This is a genomic window from Phragmitibacter flavus, assembly GCF_005780165.1.
Taxonomy (GTDB): domain Bacteria; phylum Verrucomicrobiota; class Verrucomicrobiia; order Verrucomicrobiales; family Verrucomicrobiaceae; genus Phragmitibacter; species Phragmitibacter flavus.
In genome coordinates, this window is the sequence record NZ_VAUV01000006.1 from 36,017 (window position 1) to 56,623 (window position 20,607).

Annotated in this window: 9 protein-coding genes; 5 read left to right on the top strand and 4 right to left on the bottom strand. The window is 56.3% G+C overall.

What is annotated here, in order from left to right; genetic code table 11:
- Positions 1 to 77 precede the first annotated feature (77 nt).
- The 5 genes from FEM03_RS25550 to FEM03_RS08540 all read left to right on the top strand — a co-directional run bounded on the left by FEM03_RS25550 (position 78) and on the right by FEM03_RS08540 (position 4,905).
- Complete coding sequence (locus FEM03_RS25550) at positions 78 to 2,120, top strand: TFIIB-type zinc ribbon-containing protein (protein WP_138085786.1); 2,043 nt, start codon at positions 78 to 80, stop codon at positions 2,118 to 2,120.
- 78 nt (positions 2,121 to 2,198) lie between these two features.
- Complete coding sequence (locus tag FEM03_RS08525; protein ID WP_138085787.1) at positions 2,199 to 3,011, top strand: hypothetical protein; 813 nt, start codon at positions 2,199 to 2,201, stop codon at positions 3,009 to 3,011.
- A gap of 201 nt (positions 3,012 to 3,212) precedes the next feature.
- A complete protein-coding gene (locus FEM03_RS08530) occupies positions 3,213 to 3,575 on the top strand; it encodes a DUF1428 domain-containing protein (protein ID WP_138085788.1) in 363 nt (120 codons plus the stop codon).
- 233 nt (positions 3,576 to 3,808) lie between these two features.
- Positions 3,809 to 4,375 carry an SRPBCC family protein gene (locus tag FEM03_RS08535; protein ID WP_166442732.1) on the top strand — a complete coding sequence of 189 codons (567 nt, stop codon included), beginning with the start codon at positions 3,809 to 3,811 and terminating at the stop codon, positions 4,373 to 4,375.
- Complete coding sequence (locus tag FEM03_RS08540) at positions 4,372 to 4,905, top strand: SRPBCC family protein (protein ID WP_138085790.1); 534 nt, start codon at positions 4,372 to 4,374, stop codon at positions 4,903 to 4,905. The genes FEM03_RS08535 and FEM03_RS08540 overlap by 4 nt, the downstream gene beginning before the upstream one ends.
- A gap of 15 nt (positions 4,906 to 4,920) precedes the next feature.
- Here the strand turns inward: FEM03_RS08540 and FEM03_RS08545 are convergent, their stop codons facing one another.
- The 4 genes from FEM03_RS08545 to vccA form a co-directional block, all read right to left on the bottom strand.
- The gene (locus FEM03_RS08545) at positions 4,921 to 7,881 is read right to left on the bottom strand and encodes a beta strand repeat-containing protein (RefSeq protein ID WP_138085791.1); all 2,961 of its coding nucleotides are present in this window, start codon (positions 7,879 to 7,881) and stop codon (positions 4,921 to 4,923) included.
- A gap of 37 nt (positions 7,882 to 7,918) precedes the next feature.
- Complete coding sequence (locus FEM03_RS08550) at positions 7,919 to 12,964, bottom strand: beta strand repeat-containing protein (protein WP_138085792.1); 5,046 nt, start codon at positions 12,962 to 12,964, stop codon at positions 7,919 to 7,921.
- A 100-nt stretch (positions 12,965 to 13,064) separates the two neighbouring features.
- Positions 13,065 to 16,700: an autotransporter-associated beta strand repeat-containing protein gene (locus FEM03_RS08555; protein ID WP_166442733.1), complete on the bottom strand. Its 3,636-nt coding sequence runs from the start codon at positions 16,698 to 16,700 to the stop codon at positions 13,065 to 13,067.
- A 34-nt stretch (positions 16,701 to 16,734) separates the two neighbouring features.
- Positions 16,735 to 20,598 (bottom strand): Verru_Chthon cassette protein A, encoded by a 3,864-nt coding sequence (vccA, locus tag FEM03_RS08560; RefSeq protein WP_138085794.1) that lies wholly within the window; start codon positions 20,596 to 20,598, stop codon positions 16,735 to 16,737.
- Positions 20,599 to 20,607 lie beyond the last annotated feature (9 nt).

Consider the following 20,607-nt stretch of genomic DNA (forward strand, 5'->3'; position numbering starts at 1 on the left):
TAAGTTCCCCGTGCTTGCTTCCACCGTTGATTCGCACTACTCTCACCACAAATTAAAGACCCGCATTCACTTCCCTGATGCCCCGACAGATCAAGTTCACCTGCCTTAATTGCGGCACCAAGCTCGCGGTGCCGCAACAAATGGCGGGCGTCAGCGACAACTGCCCCAAGTGCGGAGAAATCGTCACCTCCCCCACCCTGGAAGTGTGGCAGGCATCCCTTGCCGCCGCCCAAAAGCCAGCCCCAGATCCAGCTCCGGCTTTGCCGCCACCAGACGCCACCAGTAAGCCTGCCGCTGCATGGAGCGCCGCCGAACTCGCCGACGCCCTTAACCCACCAGCGCCAGCACCGGCACCAGCTTCGCATCCACCATCAGCACCAGCACCAGTTCCCACTCCGGTTGAAGCAGAAGAGGCATCAATTCCTGAGCAGGAACCTGACGGGCTAACTTCAGGCGATCCCTCTTTGCTAAGCCGCATGTTGAGTGGTCCCAAAGTCAGCGAGAAAACCCTCTCCCCCATTTCACTCCGTCAGTCTCCCCTCGCACCGACAGCTCCCGATCCAGCATTGGCTTCTCCGCGTGTCGACTCATCTTCCGACGACACCGCTGAAGAGCCCGTTGATGACGCCTCCGAAGAGTCTGACTCAACGGACACAGACGCCCCCTATCAATCTCCCCACGCGCCCGGCATGGGCGAGATTCTCGCCGCCGTCAGCGCCACTCCCGAACGGGAAAACCGCACCTACCGCTCCACCCCGTTTTTGAGCGGACCGGAAATCAGCCAATCCCGACCCAAACGCCGCAGCGGACCGGGAAAACTGTTCATCGCCATCCTCTACTTCCTGGCCTTTGACCTCATCATGCTGGTCATCTTCCGCAAACAGGTCGTCGAGTTCTGGCACGACAACATTGCGCGCACCAGACACACCTCACCAGCGGCTCTCCCTCAAACCACTCCACCGGTTCCGCCCCCGACATCCCCCGAATCAGCCCCACCACCGGCTGAATCACCGGAGCCATCTGCGGAAGAACCAGCCACAACTCCAAATCCAACCGCCGAAGCCGCCCCCGTTCCCCAGGCCATTCCCATCACCGAAGAACAACTGGCAAAATTGCCCGGTTCCAGCATCGGCATCCCGCCAGCCAGCCCGGCACCAACTTCCGCACCACCTCCAGTTCCCGCCCCAGCCCCAGCCCCATCCAGCGCCGACGCTCCGTTTGCCGTCTCCGATGCGTGGGTGTTTGGTCCACCAGCCTCTGCTGCCACCACCACAACAACAACAACACCAGCGGTCGCAAACCCAGAAAAACCTCTCCCGCTCGAGGCCGACGCCCCCATCGGCGGGCTGCCTCCGCCTCCACCGGACATGGCCCTTCCCAACGGTCCACTCCCCGGGTCGCCCACTCCAGCCCCTCAGCCGGCTCCTGCTGCAACCTCTTTCGCCAATGTCTCCTCCCCCGGCACCAACCGCATCCCGCCTGAGGCCAAAAGCGCTTTCGATGCCATCAGCTCTTTCCTCAACGCACCCGACTGGAAAACCCGCGCCAAGTTCAGCATGCAAGCCGACAAGCTGACCGCTGCCATGGCCAAACATGCGCAGGAATATGGCGACGGACCCATCGCAGTTGATCGCATCGAATTCGTCGAGCGTCACACCAAAACCCCCGGTTCCACCCCCTACTGCATGTTTGAGCTGCAAGGCAGCAAACTCCCCCACCGCGTGCTCGCCCTGGTCATCCAACCGGATGACGGTCCCGTCCTCGTCGACTGGGAAGCATTCATGGAATTTCGCCATGATTACCTCCTCAAATTCCTCGAAACCCAGGGTGCTCCCAATCAGCAATTCCGCGTCATGCTGCGCCGCAAACATTACTTCGACAAGGACGTTCCCGGCATCGACAGCAAAGAAAGCTATCAAATCACCCAGCCCAACCTGGTCAACAAATACGAGGGCCACGTTTTTGTCCAAAAAGACACCCCGCTCAGCACCAAGCTCGGCACCCAACTTGGTTGGGGGATGGACATGCCCGTCATCGTGGAACTTGCCTGGAAGACCAACAAAAAACACCATTGGGTCGAAATCGTTTCCATTCCCCACTACGGCTGGCGAAATTCCTGAGCCACTCCGCCGCGAATGAAGCGAGCGCTTTACGAAAAGCCCCACCTGGGCTATCTTGAAGATCGTATCTATATCTAAATGTCATCCATTCTTCTGATCATCGGAATATTGGTATTCTCCTGGGGATGCCGCAGTTTCCAAAACCGTTACGTCAACAAAGCCGGTTGGCTCGCTCTTCTGGCGGCCACTTATCTGGGCGGCTATTTCTTCAGCAATAGCCACATCGGTGGTGCCACCGCCCTTGCCATGTGGTTGATCTTTCCCTGGCTGGGTATCGTGACCCGGGTCCGCAAACTTCGTTTTCCAATTCGCCATGAGCTGAAACACCGGTTCCCACCGCCCAAAGACATTTTTCCAGACCTCGACGAAATCACCGACGAAGTCGAAGAAGCCGGTTTCGAAAAAACCGATGATGCCGGCTGGAAATGGGAGTCTGCCGACCACTTTGTGCGTCTCTTTTATCACGCCGACAAAAAACTGCAGGCCAACATCAGTGTCTCGCAGCAGGACGGATTCGTGTTCTCCTACGCCAGCCTCACCACCCGCACCGCTGATGGTCATAGCTTCGTGACTACCAACTATCCGTTCAGCTTCACGATGAAGACTGCTCCCTTGCAGCAGATCAATCGTTCGGAAGATGCCGACAGCTTTGAGGAAATGCTCTCCTCCCACGATGAATTTCTCGACTCACTCGCCATCAATTCCGAGCGCATCAGCGTCCAGGATCCCGAACTGCTTCCCACCACCGTTTCGCAGGAACTTAGTCAGCAAATCGACCACAACCTTCTCACCGGCGTGATTGTCCGGCTCGACGAACACCACTTCCGCTACTCATGGCGCGGTTGCGTGTTCTTGTGGCTGCAGATGGTCAAGGACATGATCCGGGTGTAGTTCGCTCAGTAGTTCTCTCTGCCAACTGCCGAAGACGTTGCCGGGCAACGTGGCGTCATGGTGCCCGCTCGATAGGAACCACAGCCCCTACGCGCGACTGCCTGTCCAAATCACAAAAAAAGTCCAGCCCGTGTCCTCAACACTCCACTTCATTCGTCATGTCTAGGTAAGTCCCCATTCAAACTTAACCCACCTACTCATATGTCCAAATACGTCGACGGATTCGTGCTCACTGTTCCCAAGAAAAATCTCGAAGGTTATAAAATCATGGCCACCAAGGCCAGCGTCGTGTGGAAAGACCACGGCGCCCTCGAATATCGTGAATGTGTCGGCGAAGACATGACGCCCGAAGGCGTGCTGCCCTTCCCCACCCTCACCAATCTCAAGGAGGATGAAGTGGTGGTCTTTGCCTACATCGTTTATAATTCCCGCGAACACCGCGACGAAGTTAACGCCAAAGTCATGGCCGACCCACGCATCAAAGAATCCTGCGATCCGGAAAAGATGCCCTTCGATTGTTCCAAAATGGCCTACGGCGGCTTTCAAACCATCGTCGAAAGCTGATCGGGATTGACTCGCCTTCCCCACTTCATCTTTGTTGCATTCAGCGACCAGCCCCCAACCGGGTTGGTCGCTTTTTTTATCGTCGACCATTTCCAAAAAATCCTTCCGGCTTGTCCTTTGTTATCAAACCCGTTCGTCGTCTCCGCAGATAGAGAGCAATGGACTCATCCAAAAGATATCCAACGCCATACTCCACCACTCCACCCACTTCCAAACCAAGAACCCCTCTCCCCATGCCATTGAGCACCGCGCAACTCAGCCAGCAACTGCTTCCCGGCGGACTCCACTTCACCCTCACGCGTGAGTTCGCCGCCCCCAAACAACTTTTGTGGAAGCTTTACACGGAAGCCGATCACCTCGCTCACTGGTGGAGTCCGAAGAATGAGAAGACCACCATTGTCGAACTCGATCTCCACCGCAGCGGCGCTTTCCGATTCGAAAGGCAATCTCCTGAACGACAAACGCCATGGTCCAAATGGATCTACCTCGACATCCAACCAATGAAGCTATTGACCTACTTCCAGTCATTCACCGATGCCCATGGCAAAACCATCCGCTCCCCCGAGAACCCCAAGTGGCCCATGGAAATGTATGGCACCATCACCTTCGAAGCCAGTCCACCGCTACATCACACCATCATCACCCACACCCTCGCCCCCTGGAACGCCAGTGAACAGGAACATCAAACTTTCAATCAGGCCCGCCTCAACATGAAATCGGCCTTTCAGAAATCCTGGGACCAACTCGAAACCTATCTCACCCAACTTACTATCAACAATAACAACACATCATCACCATGATCATCAAAATACTCATCGGCCTCGTCATCGTCCTGGTCATTCTGGCCATCGTCATCGCCCTTCAGCCTGCCGATTTCCGGGTCACCCGCAGCGCCACCATGGCGGCTCCACCAGAAGGAGTCTTCGAGCAGGTCGACGACCTGAAAAAATGGGAAGCCTGGTCCCCTTGGGCCAAAATGGATGCCACCATGAAACAAACCTATGAGGGCCCCGCCACCGGCGTTGGAGCCATCTCGCGCTGGACCGGGAACGCTCAAGTGGGTGAAGGAAGCATGACCATCACCGAAAGCCGCCCAAACGAACTGGTTGGTCTCAAACTGCAATTCTTGAAACCTTTCGTCGCCACCAACGAGGTGCAATTCACCTTCAAACCCGAGGGCGATCAAACCCTTGTCACTTGGGACATGACCGGCACCAACAACTTCATGGCCAAAGGTTTCAACCTGATCATGAACATGGAAAAAATGTGTGGCGACCAGTTCAACCAGGGCCTCGCATCAATGAAGTCCATCGTGGAAACCCGACCCTGATCCAGTCCCCGGAAGTCAATCACGTCGGCGACGGCGATTGACCAGCAGAACCCCCAACCCCAACATCAGCAGCATCGCCCTCCCCGGCTCCGGAATCACCGTCGCCGTCACATAATATCCATCCGTCGTAATCGTCTGGCTGAGCACAAATCCATTGATCGAAGTGGTCCCCAAAGTTAGCCCGTCCGTGCTCAAATCGGAATAAGCCGCATTCGACCAGTCGATCAACTTCCACGTATGTCCGTCAATCCACATGGAAGTATCCACCGCCACCAACTCGACCACGCCATCGTCCAGATTGATGTTCCCTGTCGTAAAGATCTCCAACAAATCATTGCCCAACCCCAGCGAGTTGTAGGAACTGCTCCCCAACGCCGCCAGACTTCCTGCACCCGTCAGGTCAAACTGCAACGATCCGTTCAAATTGATGCCCACATTGGTCACTGCCAGACTGTTCCCCAATACCAGATCCTGCGCCGTCCCACCCGTTCCATGGGTCGCACCCACCATCAACTGACTGCCAACTCCCAAAGTAATGCTCCCCGCCGCCCCGCCCGTGATGCTCCCCGTGCCGCCCAACCTCGCGTCCGCCAACACCGTCACATCCCCTGTGCCCGTTGCGGAGCCAGTGGTGTTGTTCGCCAACAAGGTCCCACCCCTAACCTCCGTTCCACCCGCATAGGTATTGGCACCCGACAAAATCACCGTTCCCGTTGTCGCCGTTCCCACCGCTTGATTCGCCCCGCCGTCGGTCGCATTCAGGTCCGGATGATTCACCAGTTGATTGACCGTCACCCTCGTCACTTGCGTGGCGCTACCGTTGTCATTGATCACTCCTGAAAATTCCACCGCACCGCCGCCTTCTGCGAACAGCGCAAGATTCGTCAATCCATTCGGAGCATTCGGCGAAGTGATGTTGCCGCTGAACGTGACCAACCCCGTTGTGTTAACACCACCTACCCGATAACCATTGACAATCCCGTTGTTGGCCACCCCATTCGTCATGTAAGTCGCCACCGTCCCCAAGTTCACCGTTCGCGCAAAGGTTGCTCCCGGCGTCTCCATAAAGAACCCCGGTGTGGTGTTGATCCCACCCGCCACATTCACCGCCAGCGGTGCCCCATCCGCCCCCAGATCCAGGGCACCTGTTCCAATCGCACTCGCCTCTCCCAGCGCTCCCACACTTCCGGCCACCACCAGCGTGCCACGCAGCACCTTGTTCAACAACGCGTAACTATTCGTGGAATTGCCCAACCGAATGGTCCCCACCCCCTGGTTCGAACCATTCCACAACATCACACTGCCACTGCCGGTGATTTGCCCGGTGATGTTCATCAACATTCCCGCACGTTGAACCGCCATCTCATAGCGGCCCGTGGTGCTCCCCACGGCAAAAGAAATATCCCCACTCATCGTCAGCACCGAGGTGTCCGCAGCGTTGGTCGAATTAAACACAAATCGCGGTCTGCCCACAATGGTGCTGCTCAGGGCCGACCCATCCAAATCACGATCAAAGGTCCAGTCAACCGTTGAACCCGTGCGATTTTCCACGATCAACGTTACATTCCCCGTATCTGCATTGGCCGAGCTCGGCGTGGTCGCATCCCCCCACACAATGGCTGAAGACGACTGCCCCAGCGGCCCCGCTTCTCCCTCCTTCACCTCATCCGTAACGATGATCGTTCCCTGCTGCAAGGTCGTCGTCCCGGCATACAAATTTTCACCCGTCAAAGTCAATGCACCCGTGCCCGTTTTGACCAGATTCCCCGCCCCCAAAGCCGGCAGCGGCGAATACAAATATCCCACCGGCGCATACGGAGCATAAGAAGGTGGCCCGGCCTGATTAAGGCGCTCCCCCTGCGTTGCCCCCGTCGCACTTCCCGCAATGACTCCCGCGAAAGTCGTGGACGAATTGTTGCCGCCCATCGTGAGCGTGTTTCCATTCAAGATCACATTGCCGCCACTAACTCCACCACCTGCCAGCGAACCGATCGTCTCATTCGACTCCAGCGACAACGTCGCCTTCACCGATCCTCCATTGACACCCCCTTGAAAATTGCTCAACGTCACCGCCGATGAATCGCCAATCGCATTGCCTCCCCTGATCACCAAAATGCCTCCATTGATGTTCGTTGCCCCCAGATACGAACTGCCTGCCTGCTCCAACACCAACGTCGCGTCACCCGTCTTCGTGAATCCCCCCGCTCCCGTGATCGGGTTATATATCGTCAACATCTGTGCTCCACGATTGCCCACGTCCATTCGCGGTGCATTCACCACATCCTGCACCAGATTGAAGGTGTTGTTGTTGGTCAGTTGAATCGCCGTCGTCGTCCCAGACGCACCGAAGTTCCATAACTGCGGTCCGAACTGCCAGTTGTTGGTCATCTGGTTGAGCGTCGTGCCATTCAAGGCAATCGAAGTCGCCCCGCTCAAATCCCAATACCCGCCATCCGAGGTGCTGTTGTTGTTTCCCAACGTGGTCCCACTCGCCGCCGTGAAACCACCCTTGAACTGCATCCAGTTGGGCGAATACGGGCCCCCATAGAAGCTCCCCGCGAGAATCTCAAAGTTACCGTTAACGATCAAGTCGACCGCCCCCGGCGTGTATCTAGATCCAATGTTGTTGAACCCCGAAACCACCGTCAAATTGTTGATGATTTGCGTCGTGATGGGAGCCGGATCTGGAGAGACATAATAATCTCCGAGATAACCCGACGAATTGATCAAAAATACATTGTCCGTTGCCGCCGGACCTTCCGTCGGGACCACCCCACTATCCACACCACCCGTCTCCCAATTCGCTCCCGTCGCCCAATCACGATTCCCATGCGGCGTGAGATCCCCATCGCCCGTCCAGTAATAATCCACGGCCATTCCCCTCCCCAAAATTAAAAGCACCGCCGACAGAGCAAGCAGCGGATATGGCAAACTGTGCCGAGGCCGGAGATGTTCGATTCGTGGTTCTTCTTTCATGATCAAAACAATAATTTAATGGGTTCGGTTCAAATGGCTACCGGCGGCGACGGAGGCTCCATCCCAACAGTCCAAGCAACAGCAGCAACGCCCTTCCTGGCTCCGGCACGGCAGAAGCCGTCACGTAAAAACCGTCCGGCTCAAACGACGAGGTCAAAAAGTATTCACCAAACACCGAATTGGCAAGTTGCAGACCTTCTTCCCCAACCGGCGCCTCACCACCCGACCAGTCAATCAACTTCCACGTCTGCCCCTCCATCCACAAAGAAGAATCAACCGCCGCAATCAACACCATCGCATCATCAAAAATTAACTCGCCCGATGCCTCAATCACCAACAGATCATTCATATCCACACCGCTCATCAGATCAAACTGCAAGGTCCCCGACAACGAAACGTCCAGATCCAACACATCTGCCGAACCCAACGTCAGTGTCTGCGGCGCACCGCCCACTCCATGCGTCGACCCCACCATCAGCTGGGTGCCGGCACTCAGTGTGATGCTGCCGCTGTCGCCACCAGAAATACTGCCCGATCCACCAAGCGTCGCACCACTGTCCAACAAGGTGCTCACACTACCGGAACCCGTCGCGGAACCAGCCGTGTTGTTCGCCAAAAAGCTTCCCGAACGAATCAACGTGTCTCCGGAATAGGTATTGGCTGCGGTGAACTCCAGGATGCCCGGACCGATCTTCTCCAACCCTCCGGCCCCGGTAACCACATTCGCCACCGTGAAAAGATCGGCTGCCTGCTCAACCCCCAAAGTCGCACCGTTTGCCCCAAAGGTCACCCCACGATTTGCATCATCAATGGTCACGTTTGCATAAGCCGACAAGGTCCCGCCGTTGATGGTCAGATGGGCTGCATTGAACGCCAGCGGATTACCACCCAGGTTGCGCTCATCATTGGTCCGCACCACTCCTTCGTTGATGGTGGTCGTTCCCGTAATATAAGATCCAGAGGCCGTAAAGCCGGTGTCTCCATTGTCCCCGTCAAGGTCCGTGCCCCCGTTGAAAGTAACGGTGCCCGAACCGTTTTTGATCAGGTTCACCACCTGGCTGGAGCGGCGTTTGACAAACGGCACGCTGGTGTTGCCGGATCCACTAAAGACAATATCCACGGCAGCGCTGCTGTTGGTCATGAAGCTGGTGATGCTCAAGCTGCCATCGTTGATGATGTTATAAGTTCCGCCATTGCGTGGCCTCAGCTCCGCATTGATCTGCTGCGTTCCACCGCGAACCTCCAATGAATCTCCAAAAGCGAAGAGCACACCGCCGCCGGTTCCTGCAGCAATCTGGTAGTCGCGCTCTCCGGTGAAGATGAGATTGCGGAAGCTTTGATCGCCGCGATGCTGCGTCGCTGTTACTCCAGTTCCTCCCGCAAAAACGACATCATCGCCCGCCCCCGGAGCAACACCGGACAGCCAGTTGCCCCCGACCTTCCAGGACGCCGGGTCCACCGCATCATCCCCCTCCCAGACGAAAGCCCCCGCCGTGGCCACCACCGAAATCGTGCCGTCCACAAGAAACTGGCTCACGTCCCAGTCAAATCCAGTCGCCAGACTGCCCATCGTCGCCGTGAAATCAAAATCCAAGCCACCGTCCAGCGAAGTCTCGTCAAAGTCCACCCCGCTCCAGTCGATCAACTGCCAGGTTCCACTGGTCCACCCCGACTGACCACTGGCATTCGCCACCACCACTGTCCCGCCCAGAGTCAACACCTCCGCCGTGGTGAACAACTGCAAACGATCCGACTCCGACAAGGTCAGCCCCGCCTCGTTGCCGAACAAATCAAACTGCATGTCCCCTGCCAGTGTGATCCCCACATCCGCCACACTGCCCAACGTCAGCAAACCAGGAACGCCGCTGCTGTTGTTGTGATTGTTGCCCACCCGCAAAAAGGCATCGGCACCAATCGCGATCTGGCCACCCTCTTTCCCCGCGACCAATCCAAACCCGCTCAGCATCGATGCCCCCTCCACAAAAACACTGCCAAAGCCCGTGGCCGAGCCGCTGATGTTTCCCACGTTCAGCGTTCCGCCCTGAACAAAAGTATCTCCGGTGTAAAGATTCGCCGCCAACAGACTCAACGTTCCGGTGTTGCTCTTCGTCAATGAGCCAGAACCTGAAATGACGTTGGCAATTCCCATGGTGAAAGTCCCCTCAACCTCAAATTCACCACCATTTTCACCCAAGCTCACGCCGCGATTCTCATCATCAATCAGGACGTTGCCAAATGCCCCCAGCACACCGCCGTTCAAGGTCAGATGCCCCGCATCGTAAACCTCCGGATTGCCTCCAAGATTGCGCTCATTGTTGATGCGCACCTTCCCTTCATTGATGGTCATGCTGCCCGTGATCGTGCCAGTTGCATTGACACCAGCATCACTCCCGTTGAAGCCGCTGATGGTGACCGTTCCACTGCCCTCCTTGACGATCGTCAGGTCATAGGTGTTGTGACGCCGTTCAAATCGAGAAATGAGCGTGTTGCCCGATCCGCTGATGGTCAGCAACTTGTCCGTAGCAGCCGCGCCTTGATCAAAATCATTCGCCGTGATGCCGTCGGTGAACAACAGCGAGTTGCCATCATTAGCCGCCACACCGTTGTTGATGATAAACAACTCGGAGCTGTTATCTCCAAAACGCAGGTTCGAATTGATTGTCTGGATGCCGCCCCTGACCTCAATGGTGGCACCATCAACCGCGTTTCCGCGCACATAAAGCACCCCGCCTGAGCCAGGCGAGATCGAATAATCCGCAGCCCCGGTAAACACCACATTTCGCACATTGGCATCCCCGTTGGTAACCGTCGCCGTCGGTCCCGCCGCATCAAAGATCACATCGTTGGAGGCTGTCGGCGTGGTGCCCGCCGTCCAGTTCAGCGCCTCATTCCATGCGTTGCTCTCCGCACCGCTCCAGATATGAATATCGGCTGCATCGATCTGCTGCACCGAGATGGTGCCGTCCGTAAGAAAATTGCTGGTGTCCCACTCATAACCAATCGCCAATGCGGAACTGTCGATCCCATAACTGAAGGTCCCATTCTTCGCCGCCGCACCCACTCCGCTCCAATCGACCAACTGCCACAACCCAGTCGTCCAGCCAGTTCCCCCCACTGCACGCCAGTTCGCCTCCCCCGTTGCATTGGCCACTGCAACACTGCCACCCAAAGTCAACTCAGTCGCCGTCGTCAACAATCTCAAACGATCTGACGCACCCGCCGTCACGCCATCGGAGGCACCAAACAAATCAAAGCGCAGCTCACCCGCAAGCGTGATGCCCACATCCACCGCCGAGCCCAAGGTGAACTCCGACACCGCACCAACGTAACCTCCTGCACCCACCTCGCCCACCGCCGTTCCATGCGTATTGCCCACCATCAAGCCAGACCCCGCCGCGATCACCAGGCTCTTTCCCGCCGCCCCGGTGACAAACCCGGTCCCGCCCAGCGTGGCCGAACCGCTCGTCGCGACATTGCTCGTCCCCGTTCCCGAACCGGTGACATTGGTCACAAGCAAGGTGCCCTCATTGATCGCCGTATTGCCAGAGTAGTTGTTCGCCGCCTGCAGCTCCCAGAGGCCTGCACCAAACTTGCTGAACCGAGTTGCCGTTGTATTGCCTGGAGCCGCCACCGTGCCGCCGATGACCCCGCTCATCACCCCATTGGCACTTCCGCCCAACTCGAAACTCGATGCATGCTCAGCCGTGGAACTGGTGGCAAGCACGGAACCCGTCCAGGTGAGAATGCCCGTGCCATGGTTTTCCAACCGCCCATTGCCGCTGCTCACCGCGTTGCCGTTTTGCAGCCGGATGTCACGATCGGTCGTTGTCGTCGCGCCTGTGTAAAAAAGCCGGCCAACCGTGGCGCTGTTTTGTCCAAAGGTGAATATCGTTCCCGCACCGAGCGCCGACGCCTGGTTCTTCATCCCGATCGTCGCCACACTGATGATCCCGTCTTGGGCAAACGCATTTCCTGCGAAACTATTCGCATTGTTGTTGAGGAACAGCGTTCCGTTGGTGCCACCGTCAGTGCGACCAACCCCAACATTCGCACCAGAGATTGAACCGTTCACTACAATGTTGGAGGTCGATGTCCCGCGAAAAATGATCGAGCCTGTCATGGAAATGTTTCCATCCAGCGTCAACACCCCTGCTCCATTGTTGTAAAGCAACCCGCCGTTGCCCGTGATGGCCCGGTTGGTCGTCGCCGTGCCGCCCGTGTATTTGGCATGCGCACCAGAATTGATGATCAAAGCGTCACCGGCTCCAATCGCGCTGTTTTCGCCGACATTCCCAAAACTCGAAAACAACAGGGTCCCGGCCCCCACCGTTGTGTTGCCGGTGTAGCTGTTGGCATTGTTGGTCAAGGCCCACGCACCGTTGTTTCCCCCGCCGGCACCCGTCACCACCACGGACAATCCCCCTGCGGCTCCGCCATTGGAAATCAATCCGCTGATGTTGTTTCCAGAGGCATTGTTCTGACGACTGCCAGCGGTGCCGGTCAGATTCAACGTCACCGAGGAGCTCGTCACACCACCGGAAATGGCACCCTCAAAATTCAATTTATACGGGTTGGCATCGCTCCCAACATTGGTCGCATTGTTGGTAAACGTATAAGTCCCCGCAGCATCACTGGTCAGCGGTTGAATCACCAGCGGCGCATGAAAGGTCGTCACGCTGGTCACCCCCGAATTCACCGTGATGGATCCACCGGACGTGAGGTTCAATCCATTGCCCAGACCAGCACCTTCGCCGCCAACGGTATAGGCCCCCGCTCCAGCAGCAAACACCATCGATTGAATGCTCCGATTCTGATCCACCACCACCGCTGTCGGGCCCTCGTCGCTGTTAAACGTGGCCGTGTCGAGACTCAACGTGCCATCCGTCGACCCCGGCACCGCCCCATCCCAATTCAGCACATCCTCCCACGCCGCGGTCGCACCGTCGCCAACCCACACACGCGTCAGTTGAGCCTGAAGCAGCGTCACTGGCAGCAGGCTGCACACCAATGCCAGCCAAACATGAAAAGATCCCCGCCTGCAACGATTCACAGGGGATTGGAAGAAAAGGGAAGTCACGTTCATAACAAAAAACCAATCTGCACGCGGTCGACAACCCTCAGAGGGGGTCCAACATTCTTACCATGGACCTTAATCATCTAAAGTTCCCGGTTCCATTTTTGCTTCAATCGCGTTTCCGACGCAAGACCAAAACCATTGCCCCGACCATCAACAGAACTGCACGTCCTGGCTCAGGCACGATCGCCATCACATAATAACCATCATTCCGAATGATCTGCTCCAGCATGAACCCATCAAACACCGTCGTTGCCAGGGTGAGCCCGGTCGTATCCACCGAAGACGGCATCATGTTCGACCAGTCAATCAACTTCCAAATGTGCCCATCCACCCAGTCCATCGTGCTCTCCACCGAGACCTCCACCACCCCACCAGACAAACTCAACGACCCCAAGGTTTCAATTTCCAAGAAGTCATTGCTGGTGTTGGCCGAATCATAATAATTGTCATCCAAAGGCAGCAAACTTCCTGCGCCCCGGATATCGAACTGCATCGTGCCCTGAATCGCCACATTGGCCGCACCTCCCAAGCCGAGCTGCAAGACTTCCGCCGCCGCTCCCGGGCTACCATGAGAAGTCCCCACACGCAGGAAACTCCCACTGACCACCGAGATACTGTTGCCGCCCGAAATTGCCCCGGAGCCACCAAGCGTCGCGCCCGATGCTACCGAAACGTTGCCGATCCCGGTTGCAGAACCCAACTCGTTGACTGCAAGCAGCACCCCGCTGGATACCACCGTATCTCCTAGATACGTGTTAGCTCCGCCTAGACTCAAGGTTCCCGGGCCTGTCTTTACCAATCCACCAGCCCCCGTCACCGGCGTGTTCACCGCAAACGTTTGCGCCGCATTTTCCACCCTCAATGTCGCACCTTCTTCTCCAAACGTGACCCCGCGATTTTCATCGTCGATGGTGACGTCGGCATAAGCCGAAACGGTGCCGCCATTGATCGTCAGATGGCCGGGATTAAAGGCGGCGGGATTGGCTCCGAGATTCCCCTCCTGATTGATCCTCAGTATCCCATCGTTCACCGTCATGGTGCCAGTAATCGCCCCCGCCAAATTGGCCTCAGCGGCAATGGCAGTCGATCCAGTGAGCGTCAAAGTTCCTGTGCCATTTTTCACGATGCTCAAATCGTAGTTGTTCATCCGCCGTTGGAAATGATTCACGGTCGTGTCACCGCTACCGCTGAAAATCAACGTTTTGTTGGCAACCGATCCGGACAAGCGATGATACATGATCGGCTGGCTGAAATTTAGGGTGCCGTTGTTGATGATGTTAAACTCATTGTCCACGCCATTGGCAACTCGGAACTGGGCACCAAAACTTTGGTTGCCACCTTGCACCTCAAGGACCGTCCCATAGCCATACATCACTCCTCCGGAGCCGGTGTTGATCAGATAGTTTTGCGCCCCGGAGAAATACAAGTTTCGGAAGCTTTTGTTTTCATCGATCGCGGTAATGACCCTCGTTTGCCCGCCCAAAACTGTCCCCGCTGAGTCGAAGAACACATCATCAGTTGGACCCGGCACGTTGTTGTTTTCCCAGTTGGCCGCGTTCGCCCAAGATTGAGTTGGCTGGTCCACACCAGAACCGATCCAGGTCTGAGTCGGAATATCGATGATCGAGATCGTCCCGTTCGTCATGAATTGGCTTACATCCCAACCGTAACCGAATGCCAGGGAATCCGTGTCAAGATCAAACGTAAAACTGCCCGTCACCATGCTCGGGTCCACTCCCGACCAGTCGACCAACTGCCAGGTCCCGGTGGTCCAGTTGCTGCCACCACTGACATCGGCCATGGAAATCACCGCCGCAGAGCCAATGGTAATCATCCCCGTGGTATCGAACGACAATAAGTCCGCATCACCAAATGTCGTTCCTGCATCTCCATAACCGAACAGGTCAAATTGGAAGGTTCCCTGAAGATTCATGTCCACATCAGCGCCACTTCCCAAGGTGAAGGTTGACTCAGCAGCCGTGTAACCTGCCGCGCTCATCATTCCCGTGGCGATGTTGTGAGTATTCCCCACCATCACCGTGCCCGTGTTGCCAACGGTGATCGTCGACCCCGCAGCGCCTCCGACAATTCCAGTGCCGCCGAGGATGCCTGTTCCATTGACGGTAATCTCCCCCGATCCTGTCGCAGAACCCGTCGTGTTCGTTGCCAACAATGTCCCCGCACTCACCAAGGTGCCGCGATAATATTGATTCGCCCTCTGCAATTCCCAAGTGCCCGCTCCGCTTTTCTCAAGCCGAAGATTCACGTTGGCCGCAGCATCCGCATTGGTGCCGCCAATGATGTTGGACATCACTCCGTTTCCAACTCCCGTTAAACCAAGATAACTCGCATGGGTTACCGTTGCGGACGCAGTTTTGACGGTTCCCGAGAAAGTCACTGTTTGGCCGGCGACACCGCTTTCAAGAATGCCGCCACTTCCGGTGGCAGGGGAATTGGCCCCGTTGTTTAAAGTAATCGCACGATCGGTCGTTCCTCCTGTTGCACTGCTAACTCGAAGGCGTCCCACAGGCACATTGGCCTGATTTTGTCCTAGGGCAATCGTTGTTCCTGCCCCAATGGCAGATCCATCAATGGCGGCCTGAGCTATCGTGGCAATCGATGCAGCTTCAAAGGTCCCGGTCGAAATGCTAATCCCTCCAGTAAACCTGTTGTTAACGTTGTTCAGAAACACCGTCCCACCATCCGTTCGGCTCAGTGACCCTGACCCGGTGATGAGAGCATCAATACTAAAGCTGCCGCTACCCCGGAACGTAAGTGAGCCGGTGAGGGTCACACTCCCTGCGTCAGTGATGGTGACGGTGGAGTTGCCGGTGTTGTTAAACCACGTGCCCCCGTTGCTAATGATGGCCCGATCGGTCGTAGCCGATGCCCCAGTGTATAAGGCGATGGAACCACCTCCGAGTCTGAAAGTATCGCCCGCCCCAATGGCGCTGGCTTGGCCAGCCAATCCGATGGTATTGAAAAAAAGCGCCCCGCTCTCCAACACCGTATCTCCCGTGTAAGTGCTGAGCCCGGTGAGATTCCAGGCCCCACGCTCGGCTGATGGGGTTGCACCGCCGGAAGCATTTGTCGAAATGCTCCTGAGGGTTACCGTCAACCCCTGAGCTGCACCGCCATCGGAAATCACTCCTGAAACCAAATTCGCTCCGCCAACCGCATTCCTTGTCCCAACCGATGAATCAAGTGCCAGGGTCGCACCTTGAGAGGTGACGCCAGAAGAGATGTTGCCATTCACAATCATGCGAGGACCCACCGCCCCATTGGCCGCGATGTTGATCAACGACAACGCCCCGGCATCCGTCGCGCTGGTAGGCTCAATGATCAGCGGCGCATCAATAGTCAGGTTTTGCGTCACCCCGGCATCCATGATGATCTGTGACTGATCCACCATGTGCAAGGCGAAACCTCCATTGGCTCCCTCACTGCCCAATGTATATGCGCCTGCTCCGGTGAAAAATCCAATTCCACCTATCCACCGGTCTTCGTCAATCGTGACTGACGTGGGACCGTTGTCTTCAAAGAATATGGCAACATCACCCGTAGTGCCACCAATCGCGCCAGGCACGCCAAAGCTCCAATTTTCGTCGACGTTCCACGCTTGCACGCCACTCGGTCCAATCCATTCAAATGCATACGATCTCATACTGGTGGCCATCATCAAACAAGCCCCCAGGAAGATGGGAATGAAGCGGGTGAATCTATTGATTTGGAGGGGAATCATAAAAAGGAAAAGCGGGTAGGATTTGCGGCAAAAATTATGGAGTGAAGCGCTTTGTCGAAATGATTCGGAAGCGGTAGTAGTCATCGAGACTGGCTTCACCCACACTAGGCGAAGCAAAGTCCACAAGGCTTGGATCCAATGGATCGATATAACGTTCCAAAGTGGTCGAGCCGCGGATCTCTGAAGCGACCACATCGGTGTTCTCATTCCAAGTTGCCCACGCCGTGGCATCAGTGCCGCGACTGCGCACCGCTTGAGCCAGGGTCTGGACCCGATAATGCACCGTGTAAGTGTTGGACTTGGTCGTCAGTCGAGGATACAGGGCGCTGTAAGGACGCTCTTTAAGGTTGTCACCCGTAAGAGCATGGTTGTTCCAAAAGTCCCGCATCGCTGCCGCGCTAAACGTCTGGCCTTCAGGAACCAGAAACAGTTCACAGATTTCACTCGCTGACTTAAACACATCCGCTCCATTGTTGAAACGCAGCTCAAACTGTCTCAGGGTTTCCTCCGCATTGATCCTCTGTCTGAACGTTTCTGGGAGGTTTGCCGCCGAACCCTTGTAGTTGGTGGAATTGGCGTTCGGAATGGCCACCACCCGCTCGCTTCTGAACAATGCATGCAGCCCGGTGCTGCGATGGATGTAGGTAAAGGGCATCATCTGATAGTTCATGTTGATCTTACCCGCCGTGGAGAACGGTTCACTAACCGCATAGGGCTCCACCACCGGCATCCAGAACAGATCAAGCAGGAGGTGGTCTGGGGGATCTGTTGCCGTCCCCACACCTTTATGAGTCGCACCAGTTCCCGTGTGCGGTCTGAACAAAAGAGTCTGCCATGGCACATTTGCCTGAATACCGGTTGGAAGCGATCCGAACATCACCGGCGAGCTTACCTGGCGGTTGGGCGAGAAGAACGTTGGTCCGGGTTCAGCAAATTGTTCGGTCCGGTCATAATAAGGAACTTCAGGAGTGCCGTTGACCAGATTACGTGATCCGTTCCCCTCATCCGGTTTGTTGATGTAAGGTCCGTCGGTATAAGTCGCTATGCCCGTATCCCAATCCCCGGTGGCTGTCGCCGCTTCGGACCCCGCCTCTGTTGGCACATCAGGTGCCGTGTTACTGCTATAGACGACTCCAGGCAAAGACAGCAACTTGCCCGTTGTAAATCCACCTTGAACGAAATTTGACCCAATCGTCTCCGTGAAGGTATGCGCCATACGAATGCCAGGAGTGGCATAGTTTGGGTGACGTTCAAAAACCTCCACGGGGACTTCTTTTCGCCCGGCAATCAGGCGGTAGTCTCCATGCAGAGGCATCAAGGTTTTGACGATGTCACCCTGCCGGAAAATTGACCCCGCGTAGGGATTGGTCGTGCTGGTGCCCGGGTTCCTGCTTGCCTGATGCAAGCGGCCAGGTTTCCCGGAGAAAGCTCCGTCATTCGAGAATGACCACCAGTTCTCCCTGGTTGTTGCCTCGGCACTGGGCGTTCCCGCACTGCTGTTTGGTGCCGTATCCGTTCCCGTCGCGATCAGTTCCGGCGAAGGCATGCTCAGAATTGGCGGAAACTGAAGCTGGATCGTCTGCAAAGGAATGGAACTATCCGTCACCGTTGGCGTGTGTCCGGCGTAGATACGCACGGTTACCGGACCAACACTGGTCAACCTTAGATTGCCTGTTGCGGGAACCGTAACGGGTGCGCTAATGAAAGGATAAACGTTCTGATCATTCAACCCAGTATCTGCCGCCATTGGTCCTCTGGCAGGTATCCTTCTCTGGCTTCCACCAACCACCAAAGGCAGACGATACCCCGCCGTTCCGCCCCAGGCGCGTCCATGAAACATGCTGCTGGCGGCGGTGTTCAATGAAACGATCCCATCAGCTGGGAAACCCAGCGGGATGGTGCTGTTGATCCGTAGATTTTCCAACCCTGTCACCCGTATCTGCATGGACGGGCGGATGTAATTCGCCCCCCGACTTGGACAGAACAATTCCATCATGAACATGGCTTCAATCCGTTTCTGGCCGGAGGTCAATAGGCTGCCGCCAAGTGAGCGATTCGCAGTAACATTGCTGGCAATTTTCGCCTTGTTTAAGTTGTCGTCTTCCGCAGGGTCGCCACTCCCATCCGCCGTCGCAATCAACACCAATCCTGCTTCAGACAAACTGTAATACCGACCAAATCCCGCTGTGTTGGTGTTGGCTGCGTGAATGGGAGCTACCTGTCCAAATCCGGGGTCTCCAACACCCCCAGCTGATCCGCGGCGACCAGCAAACTGTTTGTTCTGTCCGGTCGCTGGATACTGCCCAGGATGCAGATTGTCATCATAAAGGTTGGTTGACCTCACGTAGTCCATGATTGACGTAAGTATCTGGTCCCTGTCTGATGCGTTGCCACCGGGAGGAACCGGATATTTGTTGAGAAAGTTGCCTCCATAACCCGGGACGTTCTGTTCCATCAGATCCCGGAGGTAGTTATAAACCTCTCCGTTGCGCGGGATATTGTCGTAATCATTCGTTGGACTGGTCGACAGCTCCCTGGCAAAATAATACTTTCCGCCATTGGCTGTCTCAGAGCAAAATGCAATCAACCGGTCAAAAGCGGTGCGCCAGGTTGCATCATTATTGCGATGCACCGGCCACATCGATACGCGCGGCTTGTTGAAAAGCGAAACCTCCGGGGCCCGGCTGGTGGCGGTCAGGAAGAAACGGCTGCGATCGAGTTGGGCCTGGGTTATTCCGGTCTGCATCGTTCGGGTCGTGCCGCCCGATTCGGGGGTAAAGATCAATTCATCGACGGAGGCATAGAGACGGTCGTCATCCAGAGTAACCACTTCCGTAGGGATAACTCTGCCTCCGTTTGATCCGCCCATCTGCATGCGGGGGGCGATTTGTCCAATTTGCTCACGAGTTAGATTGGGAATGACGGCACTGAGATAAGTCGTGGCAGGATGTCCGGAATAGCGCTGATATTCAAACTGTGCCGGCGAACGGTTTGCCAGACCTTCGCGATCAAACGCGGTGCCGGTATGGGGAGGAGCCCAATAAGAGCCCGCCTCGGGTCCATAAATGCCAGTTCCCTCTGGCTCCCAGCGGTCACCGGCAGCCGTGTTGATGTTCACTTTCGACGTTTCATCGTCCGTCCAGAAAGCCAGCCTTCCAACGATAGGATTTTCTCGCGTCGGAGGATTTGCACTTCCTACCCAGGTCGCAGTGCCGCCGGTTCCGTCGTTTCCGGCAGTTCCCCCACCCGTTGGAGAGGTGAGTGATCCATCTCGCAACATATACAACCAGCGAACCGGCATCGGAGCCTCATTCACTTCCGCGCCCGATGGTCCTACGGTGGCAAGCGGCGGGGCATCAATTCTGAACCCCTTGGGCCGCTCCGTTTCTGCCAGGTCGAGACTCGATGGATCGACGATCGGATATTGCTTGGTGCCCTGCAGGTTCAAGACCGGTTGATTGATATCGGCAAAAAGAGACGGCGTTGAACTCCAGGCAGGTGGCACATCAACATCAGGGTCAAAAGCCGTTCCTGTATTGGTCCATGTCATTCTCTCTGCAGAATAAAGTTTGTAATTGGTGCGTGGGGTTGAAGATGCGACATTGGAAGCGGAGTCTCCCCATGTCCTGATCATGCCAGGTTGGGATGCCCAGGCTATCTGGCTTCCCTGCGAGGTGGCCTCCCGGATCTGGGCCATCACAATGTTGACGGCGGTGTCGACCAAACTCTGGCTCCGACCACCACTGTCAGCCAGTTTCGAAGCCTTGGTCTCAGTGGAGATGCTCAGAAAGAAGGAGAGCACCAAGCCTGAAACCAGCAGCAGACAGCTCAACACAATGACGAGCGCCACTCCCTTCTCGCGCTTACCCATCTGGGCACGACGATTCGATTTTTTCATATTTTAACT

Bases quoted from the DNA above. Each gene is read 5' to 3' on its own strand.
- FEM03_RS08535 (WP_166442732.1), top strand. From the start codon at position 3,809: ATGCCATTGAGCACCGCGCAACTCAGCCAGCAACTGCTTCCCGGCGGA.
- FEM03_RS08530 (WP_138085788.1), top strand. From the start codon at position 3,213: ATGTCCAAATACGTCGACGGATTCGTGCTCACTGTTCCCAAGAAAAAT.
- FEM03_RS08540 (WP_138085790.1), top strand. From the start codon at position 4,372: ATGATCATCAAAATACTCATCGGCCTCGTCATCGTCCTGGTCATTCTG.
- vccA (WP_138085794.1), bottom strand. From the start codon at position 20,598: ATGAAAAAATCGAATCGTCGTGCCCAGATGGGTAAGCGCGAGAAGGGA.
- FEM03_RS08525 (WP_138085787.1), top strand. From the start codon at position 2,199: ATGTCATCCATTCTTCTGATCATCGGAATATTGGTATTCTCCTGGGGA.
- FEM03_RS08550 (WP_138085792.1), bottom strand. From the start codon at position 12,964: ATGAACGTGACTTCCCTTTTCTTCCAATCCCCTGTGAATCGTTGCAGG.
- FEM03_RS25550 (WP_138085786.1), top strand. From the start codon at position 78: ATGCCCCGACAGATCAAGTTCACCTGCCTTAATTGCGGCACCAAGCTC.
- FEM03_RS08555 (WP_166442733.1), bottom strand. From the start codon at position 16,700: ATGATTCCCCTCCAAATCAATAGATTCACCCGCTTCATTCCCATCTTC.
- FEM03_RS08545 (WP_138085791.1), bottom strand. From the start codon at position 7,881: ATGAAAGAAGAACCACGAATCGAACATCTCCGGCCTCGGCACAGTTTG.